Source organism: Peribacillus sp. FW305-BF15, from assembly GCF_058783805.1.
In genome coordinates this window covers 184,770-199,702 of record NZ_JBYSYV010000003.1, presented here as the reverse complement: position 1 = coordinate 199,702, position 14,933 = coordinate 184,770, and the positions used below count along the sequence as shown (strand labels likewise).

The window sequence follows — 14,933 nt, the reverse complement described above, 5'->3', positions numbered from 1 at the left end:
AGAGTGTGAAAGTGACAGGAAAAGTGATGAATTATTTTGCTGGAGGCAATACGGCTAAAGGTTTTTATAGTTTATATGATTCAAATTTAAAAGATCTGGAAAGATTATTCATATTAAAAGGCGGACCTGGTTCCGGTAAATCGACCATTATGAAAAAAATCGGCCAAGAATGGCTGGATAAAGACTATGACATCGAGTATTTACATTGTTCGTCCGATAACGATTCCATTGATGGAGTAATCATACCGGCTTTGAAAATCGGTATCGTGGATGGGACTGCGCCGCATGTGATTGAGCCGAAGGCACCAGGGGCGATTGAGGAATATGTGAATCTTGGGGCTGCCTGGGATTCCCAGCAGCTGGCTTCTGAAAGAGCGGCCATCATAAAGTTGACGAATGCAAGAAGCAAGAGTTTCGAAAAAGCATATACCCTATTCGCTGAAGCATTAAAGATACATGATGAATGGGAAGACATTTACAAGTCAAATATTGATTTCGTAAAATTGAATGGGTTGACCAATAAATTGATTGAAAGCTTTTATAGAGATATCGTCCTTAATAAGAAGTCGGATGTTCGTCACCGATTCTTAGGTGCAGCTACACCAACGGGTGCAGTTGATTTCATACCCAATATTACTGAGGGAATACAAAAACGGTACTTTTTAAAGGGGCGTCCAGGTTCAGGGAAATCAACGATGCTGAAGAAGATTGCAAAGGCTGCGGAGCAAAGGGGCTTTGATGTGGAAATATATCATTGTGGTTTCGATCCGCATAGCTTGGACATGGTAATCGTCCGGGAGGTGGGAATCGCCATCTTTGACAGCACATCGCCTCATGAATATTTCCCGAGTTGTGGAGGGGACGAAATCATTGATATATATAAAACGGCCATTTTGCCAGGAACAGATGAAATATATGCCGATCAATTAAAGGATGTTTCCACCAGGTATCGGACAAAAATGAATGAAGCGACAGCAAATCTGGCTAAGGCAAAAGAGCTGCATGACGAACTCGAAAAGATTTATGTAAAAGCAATGGATTTTACAGCCATCGATGATATTCAAAAAGACATCAATGAACAGATTACTGAACGGGCACAAGATGCCGATAGAAAAACGATTCTACATTAAGAAAATAAACTGCGCCTACCTTAAATAGGCGCAGTTTATTTATATACATAAAAGGATTTTTTAACCCCTGAAGCCACATCAAGAATATATACGGGTTTGTTAAACGTGTTTATCCATGCCCTTTCGGTTAAAATAGGGATTATATTGAAAAAAGGGGCCGATTGAATTGATTAAGACGATTGCGATTGATATGGACGGAACATTGCTAAACAAAATGCAAAAGGTCAGTGAGGAAAATAAACAAGCAATCCTGAGGGCGCAAAGCGAGGGAGTGGAAGTGATCATTGCTACTGGAAGATCTTATGTGGAAGCAAGGTTCGCTTTAGATGAAGCAGGCATCGTTTGCCCTGTCATCTGTGTAAATGGTGCGGCCCTCTTCACGGAGGAAGGGGAGATTGCCGCTTCCAATCCAATGTCAGCAGCCACTGCTAAAATGGTCGCTGGATTCCTCGAAGAACAAGGGATTTATTTCGAAATATATACGAGTCAGGGGATTTATTCCAAAGACTATGAAAACGCAATATCTGTTTTGGTTGATGTATTCGTTACAGCCAATCCCGACATTGACCCTGAGGGTATGCGAAAATTTGCAGAGCAGCGTTTACAGCTGGGACAGGTAACTTCCATTTCCGATTATTCCGAGTTATTCAGCCGTTCGACTGAGGAATATTATAAAATTCTCAGCTTCTCAAAGGATTTAACTTTATTAAATCAAATTGCTTCGAAATTGGAAGGACAGGGAGTTACAGTCACTTCATCAGGACGTGAAAATGTAGAAATCATGAGTGAAACGGCTCAAAAAGGTACGGCACTTGAAGCATATGTGAATGGAAAATCCGGCTCGATGCAGGAAACCATGGCTATTGGGGATAATTATAATGATGTATCCATGTTTGAACGGGTAGGTTTGTCTGTCGCAATGGGAAATGCCCCGCTCGAAATTAAAAAACTGTGTGATGCAGTAACAGGCAAGAATGATGAATCAGGCGTCGCGGAGGCAATTTTAAAGGTACTTAAACAGTCAGCCTATTAAACTCATGAATCAAAGGGGGAAAGAACATTGAAAAAAATGCTCTTATTTTTCCTTATGGCGACATTGTTTTTAACTGGTTGCAACTTGAATGATGACGAAAGCAAAAACCAGCCGAATCCTGACAAGGAAGTGACAGGCACTTTAGGGGAAGATCCGGATGTGTTGGTAACGAACCTGCAGGCCCCGTGGTCGATTCAGAAGAATGGGGACATAATGTATGTGTCAGAGCGGACTGGAACAATCGTCGAATGGGACAAGGATAAGATGACACGGCAAAAGGTCAATCTTAAAAAGACATTGTCGGCTAAATCGGAAGCTGGATTGCTTGGATTTTTGCTAGCTCCCGATTTCTCTAAGAGCGGGCAAGCTTTCGCCTATTATACTTATGAAGAGGGCGGGAATTCCATCAATCGCATCGTCATTTTAGAAAAAAATGATGATATATGGCAGGAGATGGAGACCTTAATCGACGGAATACCAAGCGGGGACTACCACCATGGCGGCAGGATCAAGATTGGACCGGATGATAAGCTATATGCAACAACAGGTGATTCAAGAAAGTCTGAAATTGCACAGGACATAGAATCTTTAGGCGGGAAAATTCTGCGCTTGAACCTGGATGGCACCATTCCTAAAGATAATCCTTTCGGGAATTCATATGTCTATTCATACGGTCACCGCAATCCACAAGGTCTGGCTTGGGATGAAGCAGGCCAGTTGTATGAAAGTGAGCACGGAGATTCGGCCCACGATGAATTAAATAAAATTGACCCCGGTAAGAACTATGGCTGGCCAGAGATACAGGGCGATGAGCAGAAACCGGATATGGTAAAACCATTGATTCATTCCGGTGAAAATACATGGGCTCCTTCAGGCATGGCCTATTTTGACGGAAAGCTTTATTTTGCAGCCTTAAGGGGCGAAGCGCTAAAGAGTTACGATGTAAAGAGCGGAAAACTGACCAATATCATAACGGGCTCAGGAAGGATACGTGATGTATTCGTTGATGAAGAATTCATATATTTCATAAGCAACAATACGGACGGCCGAGGAAATCCTGATGAAAAGGATGATAAGCTATATCGTTTGCCGCTATCTCGGTTAAATATGCCTTGATGTGATCAATGAGCAGAAAAGAAGCATATATTTGGGAAACCTCGCCAATAGCGGGGTTTCTTTTTTGTGTATGGCACCAAATTCACGAGTAAAGGTGTGAAACTCACGAGTAAAAGCATGAAACTCACGAGTGAAAGCATGAAACTTACGAGTAAAAGCGTGAAATTCACGAGTAAAAGCATGAAACTTACGAGTAAAAGCATGAAATTCACGAGTAAAAGCGCGAATCCCCTGAAAAGGGTATTTTTTTGTCTCGGAAGTGGTGTAGAAGCTGAGGATACTGTGTCCCTACGATTGTTTTTGTTCTTCCTGAGGGCTAGACATTTTTATTGAATAGGTGTATAGTTACCTAGGTAACTACTTTACAGGAGGAATACCTTTGTCCTTTCAAAATGGTTTTTTTCATCATAACTTACAATTTTCAAGGTCATTTACGAAAAAGTTAAATGAACAATTGGCCAAGGTTGATCTTTATCATTCCCAATGGTCAATTGTATATTATCTGAGTCAGTTCGGCTGTTCTACGCTTGTTGAAATAAGCACTTATTTAGATGTGGAGAAACCGACGGTAACTAGGACGGTAAACCGGCTGGAAGAGCTTGAGTTGATTGAACAAGTTCCAGGAAAAGATAAACGGGAACGGAGAATACAGTTAACGGAGTCAGGTTTAAGGACTTATCAAGAGGCCAAAAAGGTAGTTGAGGAATTTGAACTTCAATTAATGAGCGGTTTGGCTGAAGAAGACCGGGAGGCAACGTTACGTACGTTGATTTTCCTGAAGGAAAAATTAAAACAATAGTAAGGAAGAAGGATTGAAATGAATCACAAACCGAAATTGTGGACGAAAGACTTTCTGATTGTTTCGTCTGTGAACTTTTTTCTATTTTTAACTTTTTATGTCCTGATGGTGACATTGACCATTTATACGATGGATAATTTTAATGCGTCGCAAGCACAAGCAGGGCTTGCTTCAAGTATTTTTGTTCTGGGGGCTGTGCTTGTCAGACCGATTGCAGGGAAAAAAATTGACAAGATCGGCCGCAGAAAGATGTTGCTTGGCTCGTTGGTTCTATTCCTGATCGCATCCATCGGCTATTTCCTGGTGAATAGTTTATCCCTCTTATTGATCGATCGGTTTATTCAAGGTTTTGCTTTTGGCCTTGCCACTACGGCAACTGGAACGATTGCTGCGGATATCATTCCGAATGAAAGACGCGGGGAAGGTACGGGTTACTTTGCCATGAGTACCAACTTGGCAATGGCATTCGGTCCGTTCATTGGATTGCTGATAACACAGCATTTCAGTTATTCCATCATTTTCTATGCAGCCTCCTTATTTGCCGCATTTTCTTTAGTTGCATCATTATTCATGAATGTGCCTGAGGGGGATAAGGGCGGAGCTTCGCCACAAAAAGGATTTAAAATCAGCGATTACTTTGAAAAAAGGGCACTGCCCATTTCCATTTTTATCGGGTTTGCCGGATTTACCTATTCGAGCATCTTGTCCTATTTAACGTCTTTTGCGAAGGAAATGGATTTAATGGATGCGGCGAGCTTTTTCTTTGTCGTTTTTGCTGTTTTCCTTTTGGCTTCCCGTCCGTTTACAGGACGGATGTTTGATGTGAAGGGGGAAAATGCAGTTATTTACCCATCGCTCTTACTATTTGCCGTCGGTATGGTCATCCTCAGTCAATCCCATCATGGTATCACGCTTCTGATTGCCGGCGCCTTGATCGGAGTGGGGTACGGTACATTCCAATCAAGCTGTCAAGCGATTTCCATCAAGGAAGCCCCATCAAATCGGATGGGATTAGCCACATCCACATTTTTTACGATGTATGACTTCGGTATTGGTGTTGGTCCATTCCTATTGGGATTCCTTATTCCATTTACAGGGTTCAAAGGGTTATTCATGGGAATGTCGGTTTTTGCATTCGTACTTATTGGCATTTATTACTTGGCACATGGAAAAAAAGCCTCGGCAAGAGTGAAAATGCAGCATGAGGAACGCTTGTCTGCCTAAATTTTTTCAATAGGATTGTATAAAAAGAAGTATTTTGGAGATGCTTATATTATGATTGATTTTCCAAAGTATCCCCCTTTTCTCCGCCTGTAATCCAACAGGCGTTTTTTTTATGCCATAAACAAAGAAAACCGCCTTATTGGCGGTTTTCTTAAAATTTATAGGTCCATAATCTTTCTTTGCGGATCCAGTCTAGGAAATCTGCATCCTGATTTTCGAATTTCTCTTTCCAATCGATCACCATTGCTTCCGTTTGCGAACGGTGGGCAGTGAATGTGGCTACCTTTTTTTCTTCGACGGCAGTGATATCATGGACGATGTCGGGCTGTCCCAGTTCGTCAATGCAGTTATTCGAGAAGGCGACACAATGAAGTTTAGGTCTCTCTTTCTCTTCCATTCTTTCCACGGCCCGAACTACAGCCCGTGCTGTCGCTTCATGGTCCGGATGGACACTGTATCCTGGGTAAAACGTAATGATCAATGAAGGATTCAATTCATTGATGGCATCGGTGAATAATGAAGTCAGCTTTTCATCATCTTCGAATTCAATCGTCTTATCACGCAATCCAAGCATGCGTAAATCTTGGATGCCTATCGCATTTGCTGCATCGATTAATTCCTTTTTACGAATTTTAGGAAGCGATTCCCTTGTTGCGAATGGAGGGTTTCCTAAATTACGTCCCATTTCTCCTAAAGTTAAGCATAAATAGGTGACAGGAGTGCCCGCTTCTCTATGAAGGGCAAGCGTTCCGGAGACCGAGAAGGCTTCATCATCGGGATGTGGGAATATAACTAATACATGGCGTTCTTTTTCCAAGGTATATTTCTCCTTCCGTACTACTTACAGTAAGTATGTTTATCGGTGAATGGGAGTTTTCATCGGAATCATCATATGATATATATCAAGCAAGTTGTCATCATTCAAAGGGAGTGGGACTGAGCTGCATGGAGACAGCAAGCTTTCCGGAAAAATCAAGGCCTGCCAATAGCAATCTCCCCTGTTCATCCATTTCGAAGTGGTTAACGCCTTCTGCATATACCCAGCCAATATTGAGCTTCAAGCCGATGCGATAGGGTCCATCCCCAACTATCTTGCCATGTTCATACTGAATAAAAGCGTTACGAATATAAGCACCTGCCGAGAAGAAAGCTTCATCTACATGAGTGGCATAGGCGCCATTTGTCGTTTCAAGGTGAAGATATACATCTTGTCCGGCGAAAGAATCAATGGCATTTTGCACCTCTGTACGGTCTATAGGTTTCATTCGATAATTTCCTCCTTAACTGGGCGGCTAGATAAGCTTTTCCTTCTTTCTATTTTACTAGATAAAAACAAAAAAAGCGAAAAAGGCCGCTCGATGAATTTGAGCGGCCATTAAACTTGATGTTTTATTTTTGTGTTTTTTCCGCAACCCCATATTTATGGTATGCGCCATGATTGACGGGTCCGACATAGTCATTCATTTTCCAAGAATGGCGAACCGCTTCGGTGATGAAGTCTTTGGAAACGAGGATAGCTTCACGCGGGCTTTTCCCTTCAGCCAATTGAGCTGCAATGGCGGCAGAAGATGAACAGCCGGCACCATGTGTATTGGTCGTTTCGATTTTTTCCGATTCAAGGATTTCAAATTCTTGTCCATCATATAAAAGGTCGATGGCTTTATCATGATCAAGCTTATTACCGCCTTTGATCAAGACATATTTTGCGCCAAGTGCATGAATCTTTTCAGCTGCAGCCCTCATATCATCAATCGTCTTGATAGGAGCAGTTCCCGCTAACTGAGCGGCCTCGAACAGGTTAGGTGTGACTACAGTTGCACGTGGAACAAGCAGTTCGCGCAGTGCTACAGCCGTTTCAGGGTGCAATACTTCATCTTCACCTTTACATACCATAACTGGATCGATTACGACTTTGTCCAGCTTCAACTCATCTATTTTACGGGCAACAAGTTCAATGATTTCCACTGATCCAAGCATTCCTGTCTTCATGGCATCAATGCCTATTGATAGAATCGTTTCGATTTGGGCTTCCAAAACTTCGACCGGTGTAGGGAATACATTATGGGCCCAGCCATTCTTCGGATCCATCGTCACGATTGTCGTTAAAGCGGACATACCGTAAACGCCGAATTCTTGGAATGTCTTTAAATCTGCTTGAAGACCTGCGCCGCCGCTCGAATCAGATCCGGCAACTGTCATAGCTCTTTTCATAGTCATTATGTGACCTCCTCAGGAGAATTAGATATCGATATTATCAGCATACCAGTTAATATCCTATTTTTAGAATATACCAAAATTTCTTTTATGTAAAACTTAGTTTCCAGCCTACTATGAGTGTCTTGGCGAAGGAAGGGCAATCGCCTCGTATAAGTCATTTTTCGAACCTGTAATTAAGGAAATTGGATGGATGTCAGCATGCACTTTTAGCTTCGGACCCTGCCTCCAACTTTTGATGGACAAAGCAAAGGTTGTGAAAGTGTCATTATTTTCAAATTTGATTTAAAATATTTAAATATAGTGGAGACACATTTAGTATAGCTTTTCCGTTCGATGCTGGATTAAACCCAAAAAAGGAAGGTTGATTTCTATGGAGTGGACCATGTTGCTTTTAGCTGGCGGGAAATCAAGCCGTATGGGAGTGAATAAGGCACTTTTGACCGTAGGCGGCGTTGTGAACATTTCAAGAGTGGCATCCGAGTTGAAAAAGGTGTCAGAAAACATTATGGTCATTACGAATACGTTTGAAGAATATCATTTTCTGCAACTTCCTCTCATTCAGGATTTACATAAAGATCAAGGACCTCTTGGCGGATTGCATGCAGGGCTGACCTCATCGAAAACGGAGCTTCAGTTCCTTGCAGCGTGCGATATGCCGTTTGTGAGTGCAGATGCCATAAAGGATATCATTACCCATTATGAACCTGGATTCGATGCTGTCATTCCAGAAATAAATGGCAGGCTCCAGCCGCTTTTTGCTGTTTACCATAAAAGGTGTCTTCCTGTACTGACGGAGTGTTTATTAAAACATGAATTAAAAATGAGTCTATTCTTGGAAAAGATCTCGGTGAAAATCATGAAAGAAACCGACTTTACGTTATATCGCGAGAATCCTGAACAATTTCACTACCTTTTTTTCAATATGAATACGAGGGAAGATTATCAAGAGGCAGATTATATTGATCAAACTGAATTATATAAAGGATGGTAGACATGAATTATAATATTTCAAAAGAGCCGATTGTCATCCAGGAAGTGATTGATAAAGTAGTCAGTCGAAATGCGGGTGCCGTCACGACTTTTATTGGTACAGTGAGGGAAATGACGAAAGGAAAAAAGACCCTCTTCTTAATTTACGAAGCGTATGTACCGATGGCCATCAAGAAATTGGAGCAAATCGGATCTGAGATCAAGGAGCGTTGGCCTGATGCAGAAACGGCGATCACCCATCGTGTAGGTAAACTTGAAATCACGGATATCGCAGTGGTTATTGCCGTTAGTACGCCACACCGAAATGATGCATATGAGGCCAATAGGTATGCGATCGAAAGAATTAAAGAAATCGTCCCGATTTGGAAAAAAGAACATTGGGAAGATGGGGAAACCTGGGTAGGAAACCAGTTGGAAACCGTTCCATATCCATCAGGGAAACCGGAAGAGGAGGATATTGATGATTAATGTACTTTTGTTTGCCCAATTGAAAGATGAGCTAGGCAAAGAGACTGTTTCAATAGAAGGAAATGGAATGAGTGTTGCCCAGCTAAAAGGAAAGATGAAAGTGGATTTTCAATTGGAAGGTCTTGAAACCGTGATGACAGCGGTCAATGAGGAATTTGCTGATGATGACACGATTTTATTTGATGGAGATACAGTTGCTTTCATTCCGCCAGTAAGTGGAGGGTGAAGCGTCCGGAAGGGAGGGCTCACGGTGAAAGAGCGATATTCAAGGCAAACTTTATTCGCCCCAGTTGGTGAAGGGGGCCAATTGAAAATTATGAAGAAGCATGTCTTGCTTCTTGGTGCAGGGGCTTTGGGATCTGCTAATGCCGAGGCCCTTACTCGTGCAGGAGTAGGGAAGCTTACCATTGTCGACAGGGATTATGTCGAGACCAGTAATTTACAGCGCCAACAAATGTATAACGAACGGGATGTCGCGGAGAAACTGCCAAAAGCAGAGGCGGCAAAGCGTCATTTATTGGATATCAACCATGAAGTTGAAGTGAATGCCATCATCATGGATGCAACTGCCCAGAATCTCGAACGGCTGCTTGGTGATGTTGATTTGATATTGGATGCAACCGACAACTTTGAGACACGGATGATTATTAATGATTTATCACAAAAGCTTCATATACCGTGGATTTATGGGGCATGTGTGGGGAGCGTGGGCATGACTTTGACGATCCTTCCCGGGCAGACTCCATGTTTGCACTGTTTGCTTAAAGCGATTCCGATTCAAGGAATGACCTGTGACACAGGAGGGATCATATCACCAGCTGTTACGATGGTAGTGGCACACCAAACTGCCGAGGCTTTGAAAATCCTTGTTGAAGATTGGGAATCGGTACGGCCTGCACTAGTTTCTTTTGATCTGTGGAGAAATCAATACCAAACCGTTAAATTGACAAAAGCGAAAAAGAAAGATTGTCTCTCATGCGGAGAGCAGAGGACATACCCCTTTTTAACAATGGAAAATGCAACGAAAACGGCTGTTCTTTGCGGGAGGGACACTGTACAGGTAAGACCGCCAAAACCTCTGGAACTGCAACTTGAAAAATTAGCCAAAGATCTGGACGGCAGCGGTTATTTGGTGAAATTCAATCCATTTCTTCTCTCCTGTGAAAAAGCTGGGGAACGTATCGTCATTTTCAAGGATGGCAGGGCGTTGATTCACGGTACGAAGGATATGGTCCATGCAAAGGCCGCATACCAAAGCATCCTGGGATAATGCTCATAAAAAAACGAGGCCCCAGGTTTTGGGGCCTCGTTTTTTTATGAATCCATATAGGGTAATGGTACGGGTTTTAGTGTGTGACCCCGTCTTTGTTATCTTGTTTGGAAGCAACGATGACTACTTTTCCTTCGTCAAGAACTTCCTCGTAACGCTCTGCCTCCATATCACTAAGGCCAAGGTTGCTCATTCGATTACGAAGTTCATCTCCGCGAGATTTAAAGAGATTTCCGACGGTATCAAGGAAACCTTGTTCCTTCATGCCTACACCTTCTGTATTTGTATTCTCGGTAAGGTGTTTAGAACGGGTTTTATCATGGGCAAACAAATATACATCGTCTTTCGTATAACCTGATGTAACTAATTCATCGATTTTTTCCTTTGCTTGTAAACCGTTTTCTACTACATGTACTTGATACATATAAACTCCTCCTTGAATTTCATTAAGGTTTTCTTGAAAATAGGTAAATGGAATCTTGCTTATTACAGTTGCTGATTGGCTATAGTAGTATATAACCTCATTTGGACCCTGTTAAACATTTATCTCAAAGAACATTTAGTAAGTGGTGAAGCGGAATACCTTCTGTATGCGATAGGTCAAGTATTTGAAGACAGGCAGTTTCTTTTGGTATTCACTGTAATCCACCGTGTATGTTCCGTTTTGATTTGTCCAGAGTCTATGGAAATAGCTGTCGACATCCTTGGAAACGTCCGCATCATTTGGAGCATGGATTTCAACATTCGCTTCAAGGTTATAGTCATCTAGATTTCGTGAAGTATAATTAGCCGATCCTCCAAGAATGACCGTTTCATCAGCCTTTTGGATCATCATCAATTTTGTATGGAACTGTTCTTTATCTGTTTTATACCAGCGGATCGAGATGTTTTCATCCCCAAGTTTTTCGAATTCGGCGGCAACCGGAAGATTGGGCAGCCCGATTTTTTCACTTCCGAATGCGTTTTGATTCGGATCCAATATCATTTCAATCTTCACACCCCGTTTAGCTGCATCCGTTAATGCCTCGACAACCTCGCGATCGGCAATGTAGAACATGGCAAGATGGATCTTGTCACCATTTTCGGCATCCTTAATTGCCTTTAGGACATGTTTATTGATTTTTCCTTCCGTTAGCAGTTGTACTGATATCGGCCCTTTATCAGCTGATTTCTCCTTGAACACAGGAAATGACTTTGGTCCTCCCGAGAATTTCGAAGCGGCTTCTTCGGCTTTAACGAAATCGCCGATGATATTCCCGTCCATCTGGAAGGCAATATTGGAGTGGAAGCCACTTGCGTCATGAGGATTGGCAGATGAGATGATGGCCGTTTTTTCAGTCGCGACCACTTTTCTGTGATTGGCTTTGATATTCATCAGTCTAAGATAAGAACGCAAGGTGACCTTTGGTGCGCTTTTAGCCATTGGATTGACAATCCAGCCTTTCCCGCTTTCACCGAACCATTGGAAAAAGGTCCGATATACACCTGAATAGAGAGGATTCGGATCCCGGAGGCGGTCTAAGTTGGTAACAATGACATCAATTCCATTTTTCTTCATCGTTTCCAATGCCTCTAACTGGTAGGCATTATAGGAAGTATTCACTTCATCAGTAATGAATATAATCTGGAGGCCAGGTTTCTTTTTCTTCTGTTCAACCAGATTATCCTTTAGCGTCTCGGTTAACTTCGGGAAGTTTATCTTTTCATCATAAAAAGCATTAAACAAAAACATATCGATTACGATATAAGAATCAGCCTCTTCTATGGCTTGATTTATGGTTTGGAAAATTCGCTGCTCATGTTGCAGATTCCCTTGTTCGTCGTGATAGGAAAGATTATAGATGAAATCGATATCCTCGACATGATGAACCTTCCCTTCATAAGAAATGCCATCGGGAAGTGGCTTGTAGCTGTTATAGGCAATGACGATTGCAATGATGATCAAAATGCTGACAAGCAGATAAAATCGTTTTCTTTTGTACCACTTTTTCATAGGAAAGCCTCCAACATGGTTAAATTGCTTGCTAGCTTTCTATTTTCCCCTTTTTGGGGTATATAGAAACATAAATCGTAATCTATGGAAAAAGGCAAGGCGATGAAGTTTGATATAATATAGTTTCAAAAAGCGGAGAGGGGCTGTGGCAGATGGCAAAGCAGTTTTTAACAAATGATTGGTGGCCTCTATTGAAAGAGGAATTCAAAAAAGAATATTACCAGGAGCTATGGGAATTCATAAAGCAAGAGTACAGTCAGCAAGTCATTCATCCGGATCAGGACGATATTTTCAATGCGCTTCACTATACTCCTTTTGAAGATGTAAAGGTTGTCATCCTTGGACAGGACCCTTACCATGGCCAGGGTCAGGCGCATGGCCTTAGTTTTTCAGTCAAGCCGGAGGTGCGCATCCCGCCCTCTTTAAGAAATATCTTTAAAGAGTTACATACCGATCTTGGCTATGAGGTACCAGATAATGGTTACCTGGTCGAATGGGCAAAACAGGGAGTGCTTCTATTGAATACCGTCTTGACTGTCCGTGAGGGAGAGGCGCATTCACACCGCGGAAAAGGATGGGAAATCTTTACGAATCAAATTATTCGCCTATTGAATGACCGTCCGAAACCGGTTGTATTCATCCTGTGGGGGAAACCTGCTCAAACCAAAATCCTTTTGATTGATGAAGCCCGCCATAAAATCATTAAGTCTGTACATCCGAGTCCGCTGTCGGCTTCCCGTGGTTTCTTTGGCACCAAACCATTTTCCAAAACAAATCAATTGCTGATGGAAATGGGGGAATCTCCAATTGATTGGAAAATCCCGAACCGATGATATCGGCAAGAGAACGAAACGGGTGAATTGTATGGCTTGCCGTCATTTCTATATAACTTGGGATCTCAGTTTTCCAAAAGGCTGCCGTGCTTTTCAATTCAAAACATCAAACCAGCCTTCTCTTGATGTCTTTCGTTCTTCAGGAGAGCCATGCTTGAAATTTCAAGCAAAGCCAATTAAAAGGTAGGAAATATGCAAGGTGTTTTCTTCTCTGATTTTTGCTATGCTAGTTATGATAGTTTTGACCTGTATATAGACGAGGTGGTAAAGTTGGATATTTCATCAAGACAAATGTTAGATAAAATCGAAGAGCTTGTTTTAAAAGCGAAACAGGCAAATTCAGAGGATAAGGTGCAAGGGTATGTAATGGCCATTAAGTCCCTTTGTGAAGTGATGGTTGATGAAAAAGCTGCGAACATCAGCATACAGAAGCCAATCACATTGACCCAGCCCGTCATGCCGGCTACACCGAATGTAGAACCGGTTAAAATGGATGAGGCCAATGGGGAGTCCTTGTTCGATTTTTAAATTAGGGAAGGGGAGCGAAATAATTGAAACTGTTCATCATTTTAGGTGCATTGAATGGATTTATTGCTGTGGCACTTGGTGCATTCGGTGCACACGGCCTGGAAGGGAAAATTCCTGATAAATATTTGGAAACTTGGCAAACCGCTGTTCAATATCAAATGTTCCACGCGGTGGGTTTATTGGTGCTCGGTTTATTGGCTGGGAAAATTGATAGTCCGCTGATCAACTGGTCCGGCTGGCTTATGCTAATAGGAATTATCCTATTTTCCGGAAGCCTATTCGTTCTAAGCGTTACGCAAATCAAAGTCCTTGGTGCCATCACACCGCTTGGCGGAGTTTCTTTCTTGGTTGCTTGGGTCTTAATGATCATTGCTGCGTATAAATACTTGTAAGGTCAGCTGAGGCTGTAGACAAATTCGAAGAAATCGAGTTTGCCTGCAGTTTTTTTATGGATTGTACAATTTGGACGTACATTACCGCTGCAGGCACTCGCTTATCCAGAGGCGGGCTCGCACCTTTTTCTCCAATCAACTTTGTTATTACATTTAGATAGAAACCATACCTGATGAGTTGAAGGTGGAATGTTCCGAACCTCTACAAACTGAGCTGATCGATCTTTTTGGAAAAAGTCATTCCAATATAAGAAGAGCCTCAGAATCAAATAGATTCTGAGGCTCTTCTATATAGGATTTTTTTACCTTGGCGAATAGGTGGTAAGCCCAGTGCCTCCAAATGGATATTCATATTCGATTTCTTCATCGAACGTTATATAATCTAAGTATACCATCGGGATTAAGTATCGTTTTCCCGTTTGAGGATCGCTTATGATTAAGTGATCGCGTCCTGCAGCTTCGATGATTCCTTTGAAGATCTTGGCATTCCATTCCTTGTTGTTTTCAAACGTTGTATAAACAGTGGCCAATTTCCCTTTATTCAAACGCAAGATGTTCTCGATGTACGACTGTTCGACCGGAAGCATGCCAGGTATCTGCGGTCCGGAAGTGGCTGGACTCACCTGCATCGGCATTTGTTGTGGCGTGCCTGCCATAGTGGGCTGTTGTGGCTGGTATGGTGGTTGTTGGTATCCTTGCTGCGGGTAACCCTGCTGCTGGTTAGGATTCTGCTGCCTTAGTTCAGGCTCATTATTTTCATAGGGGTAATAAGGGCTTCCTCCGTACGGGTAATTACCATAAGGATTATTTTGTGACATTGCATTCCCTCCTGAATTCAAGGTTTAGTTGATGCTGTGGAATTTGGATAATCCGAGAGTGTGGACTGGGAGAAACAGTGCGATTTATAGCGACCGGTAGTATTGTATATGTTTTCTGGACA

At 42.2% G+C, this 14,933-nt stretch carries 18 protein-coding genes; 12 read left to right on the top strand and 6 right to left on the bottom strand.

The window, feature by feature from the left end; genetic code table 11:
- The first annotated feature begins 11 nt into the window (after window positions 1–11).
- From AC3WLU_RS04285 to AC3WLU_RS04265, 5 genes are all read left to right on the top strand, one after another.
- Complete coding sequence (locus tag AC3WLU_RS04285) at window positions 12–1,130, top strand: PRK06851 family protein (RefSeq protein WP_492596859.1); 1,119 nt, start codon at window positions 12–14, stop codon at window positions 1,128–1,130.
- Between the two features lie 166 nt (window positions 1,131–1,296).
- Complete coding sequence (locus tag AC3WLU_RS04280; protein ID WP_440439634.1) at window positions 1,297–2,163, top strand: Cof-type HAD-IIB family hydrolase; 867 nt, start codon at window positions 1,297–1,299, stop codon at window positions 2,161–2,163.
- Window positions 2,164–2,190: 27 nt separating this feature from the next.
- Window positions 2,191–3,279: a PQQ-dependent sugar dehydrogenase gene (locus tag AC3WLU_RS04275; protein WP_492596858.1), complete on the top strand. Its 1,089-nt coding sequence runs from the start codon at window positions 2,191–2,193 to the stop codon at window positions 3,277–3,279.
- A gap of 379 nt (window positions 3,280–3,658) precedes the next feature.
- A complete protein-coding gene (locus AC3WLU_RS04270; protein WP_053536927.1) occupies window positions 3,659–4,078 on the top strand; it encodes a MarR family winged helix-turn-helix transcriptional regulator in 420 nt (139 codons plus the stop codon).
- An 18-nt stretch (window positions 4,079–4,096) separates the two neighbouring features.
- On the top strand, window positions 4,097–5,302 hold the full coding sequence (locus AC3WLU_RS04265; protein ID WP_268935960.1) for an MFS transporter: 1,206 nt from the start codon (window positions 4,097–4,099) through the stop codon (window positions 5,300–5,302).
- A gap of 151 nt (window positions 5,303–5,453) precedes the next feature.
- On the opposite strand, the gene bshB2 is transcribed toward AC3WLU_RS04265, so the two are convergent.
- The 3 genes from bshB2 to pdxK form a co-directional block, all read right to left on the bottom strand.
- Window positions 5,454–6,119, bottom strand: coding sequence for a bacillithiol biosynthesis deacetylase BshB2 (bshB2, locus tag AC3WLU_RS04260; protein WP_034315960.1), 666 nt, complete (start codon window positions 6,117–6,119; stop codon window positions 5,454–5,456).
- Window positions 6,120–6,219: 100 nt separating this feature from the next.
- Window positions 6,220–6,567 carry a YojF family protein gene (locus AC3WLU_RS04255; protein WP_034315946.1) on the bottom strand — a complete coding sequence of 116 codons (348 nt, stop codon included), beginning with the start codon at window positions 6,565–6,567 and terminating at the stop codon, window positions 6,220–6,222.
- Between the two features lie 124 nt (window positions 6,568–6,691).
- Complete coding sequence (pdxK, locus tag AC3WLU_RS04250) at window positions 6,692–7,519, bottom strand: pyridoxine/pyridoxal/pyridoxamine kinase (RefSeq protein WP_170946897.1); 828 nt, start codon at window positions 7,517–7,519, stop codon at window positions 6,692–6,694.
- A 370-nt stretch (window positions 7,520–7,889) separates the two neighbouring features.
- Here pdxK and mobA point away from each other — a divergent pair, with 370 nt between their 5' ends.
- From mobA to AC3WLU_RS04230, 4 genes are read left to right on the top strand one after another with little or no spacing between them, the layout of a single operon-like run.
- Window positions 7,890–8,510 carry a molybdenum cofactor guanylyltransferase gene (gene mobA / locus AC3WLU_RS04245; RefSeq protein ID WP_413003216.1) on the top strand — a complete coding sequence of 207 codons (621 nt, stop codon included), beginning with the start codon at window positions 7,890–7,892 and terminating at the stop codon, window positions 8,508–8,510.
- A 2-nt stretch (window positions 8,511–8,512) separates the two neighbouring features.
- Complete coding sequence (locus AC3WLU_RS04240) at window positions 8,513–8,977, top strand: molybdenum cofactor biosynthesis protein MoaE (protein ID WP_268591307.1); 465 nt, start codon at window positions 8,513–8,515, stop codon at window positions 8,975–8,977.
- Window positions 8,970–9,203 (top strand): molybdopterin converting factor subunit 1, encoded by a 234-nt coding sequence (gene moaD, locus AC3WLU_RS04235; RefSeq protein ID WP_492596857.1) that lies wholly within the window; start codon window positions 8,970–8,972, stop codon window positions 9,201–9,203. The genes AC3WLU_RS04240 and moaD overlap by 8 nt, the downstream gene beginning before the upstream one ends.
- 24 nt (window positions 9,204–9,227) lie before the next feature.
- Window positions 9,228–10,247, top strand: a complete 1,020-nt coding sequence (locus AC3WLU_RS04230; protein WP_492596856.1) for a MoeB/ThiF family adenylyltransferase — start codon at window positions 9,228–9,230, stop codon at window positions 10,245–10,247.
- Window positions 10,248–10,323: 76 nt separating this feature from the next.
- On the opposite strand, the gene AC3WLU_RS04225 is transcribed toward AC3WLU_RS04230, so the two are convergent.
- Together AC3WLU_RS04225 and AC3WLU_RS04220 are read right to left on the bottom strand one after the other, a co-directional pair.
- A complete protein-coding gene (locus tag AC3WLU_RS04225; protein WP_053536921.1) occupies window positions 10,324–10,671 on the bottom strand; it encodes a YflT domain-containing protein in 348 nt (115 codons plus the stop codon).
- A gap of 135 nt (window positions 10,672–10,806) precedes the next feature.
- Window positions 10,807–12,240, bottom strand: coding sequence for a phospholipase D family protein (locus AC3WLU_RS04220; RefSeq protein WP_492596855.1), 1,434 nt, complete (start codon window positions 12,238–12,240; stop codon window positions 10,807–10,809).
- A gap of 152 nt (window positions 12,241–12,392) precedes the next feature.
- Here AC3WLU_RS04220 and AC3WLU_RS04215 point away from each other — a divergent pair, with 152 nt between their 5' ends.
- From AC3WLU_RS04215 to AC3WLU_RS04205, 3 genes are all read left to right on the top strand, one after another.
- The gene (locus AC3WLU_RS04215) at window positions 12,393–13,073 is read left to right on the top strand and encodes a uracil-DNA glycosylase (RefSeq protein ID WP_492596854.1); all 681 of its coding nucleotides are present in this window, start codon (window positions 12,393–12,395) and stop codon (window positions 13,071–13,073) included.
- A 270-nt stretch (window positions 13,074–13,343) separates the two neighbouring features.
- The gene (locus AC3WLU_RS04210; protein ID WP_034315918.1) at window positions 13,344–13,601 is read left to right on the top strand and encodes a YwdI family protein; all 258 of its coding nucleotides are present in this window, start codon (window positions 13,344–13,346) and stop codon (window positions 13,599–13,601) included.
- Window positions 13,602–13,624: 23 nt separating this feature from the next.
- A complete protein-coding gene (locus AC3WLU_RS04205) occupies window positions 13,625–13,993 on the top strand; it encodes a DUF423 domain-containing protein (RefSeq protein WP_053536916.1) in 369 nt (122 codons plus the stop codon).
- Window positions 13,994–14,295: 302 nt separating this feature from the next.
- Here AC3WLU_RS04205 and gerQ read toward each other — a convergent pair whose 3' ends face one another.
- Window positions 14,296–14,811: a spore coat protein GerQ gene (gene gerQ, locus AC3WLU_RS04200; protein ID WP_054398574.1), complete on the bottom strand. Its 516-nt coding sequence runs from the start codon at window positions 14,809–14,811 to the stop codon at window positions 14,296–14,298.
- Window positions 14,812–14,933 lie beyond the last annotated feature (122 nt).

Bases quoted from the DNA above. Each gene is read 5' to 3' on its own strand.
- AC3WLU_RS04265 (WP_268935960.1), top strand. From the start codon at position 4,097: ATGAATCACAAACCGAAATTGTGGACGAAAGACTTTCTGATTGTTTCG.
- AC3WLU_RS04255 (WP_034315946.1), bottom strand. From the start codon at position 6,567: ATGAAACCTATAGACCGTACAGAGGTGCAAAATGCCATTGATTCTTTC.
- pdxK (WP_170946897.1), bottom strand. From the start codon at position 7,519: ATGACTATGAAAAGAGCTATGACAGTTGCCGGATCTGATTCGAGCGGC.
- mobA (WP_413003216.1), top strand. From the start codon at position 7,890: ATGGAGTGGACCATGTTGCTTTTAGCTGGCGGGAAATCAAGCCGTATG.
- AC3WLU_RS04240 (WP_268591307.1), top strand. From the start codon at position 8,513: ATGAATTATAATATTTCAAAAGAGCCGATTGTCATCCAGGAAGTGATT.
- moaD (WP_492596857.1), top strand. From the start codon at position 8,970: ATGATTAATGTACTTTTGTTTGCCCAATTGAAAGATGAGCTAGGCAAA.
- AC3WLU_RS04225 (WP_053536921.1), bottom strand. From the start codon at position 10,671: ATGTATCAAGTACATGTAGTAGAAAACGGTTTACAAGCAAAGGAAAAA.
- AC3WLU_RS04220 (WP_492596855.1), bottom strand. From the start codon at position 12,240: ATGAAAAAGTGGTACAAAAGAAAACGATTTTATCTGCTTGTCAGCATT.
- AC3WLU_RS04215 (WP_492596854.1), top strand. From the start codon at position 12,393: ATGGCAAAGCAGTTTTTAACAAATGATTGGTGGCCTCTATTGAAAGAG.
- gerQ (WP_054398574.1), bottom strand. From the start codon at position 14,811: ATGTCACAAAATAATCCTTATGGTAATTACCCGTACGGAGGAAGCCCT.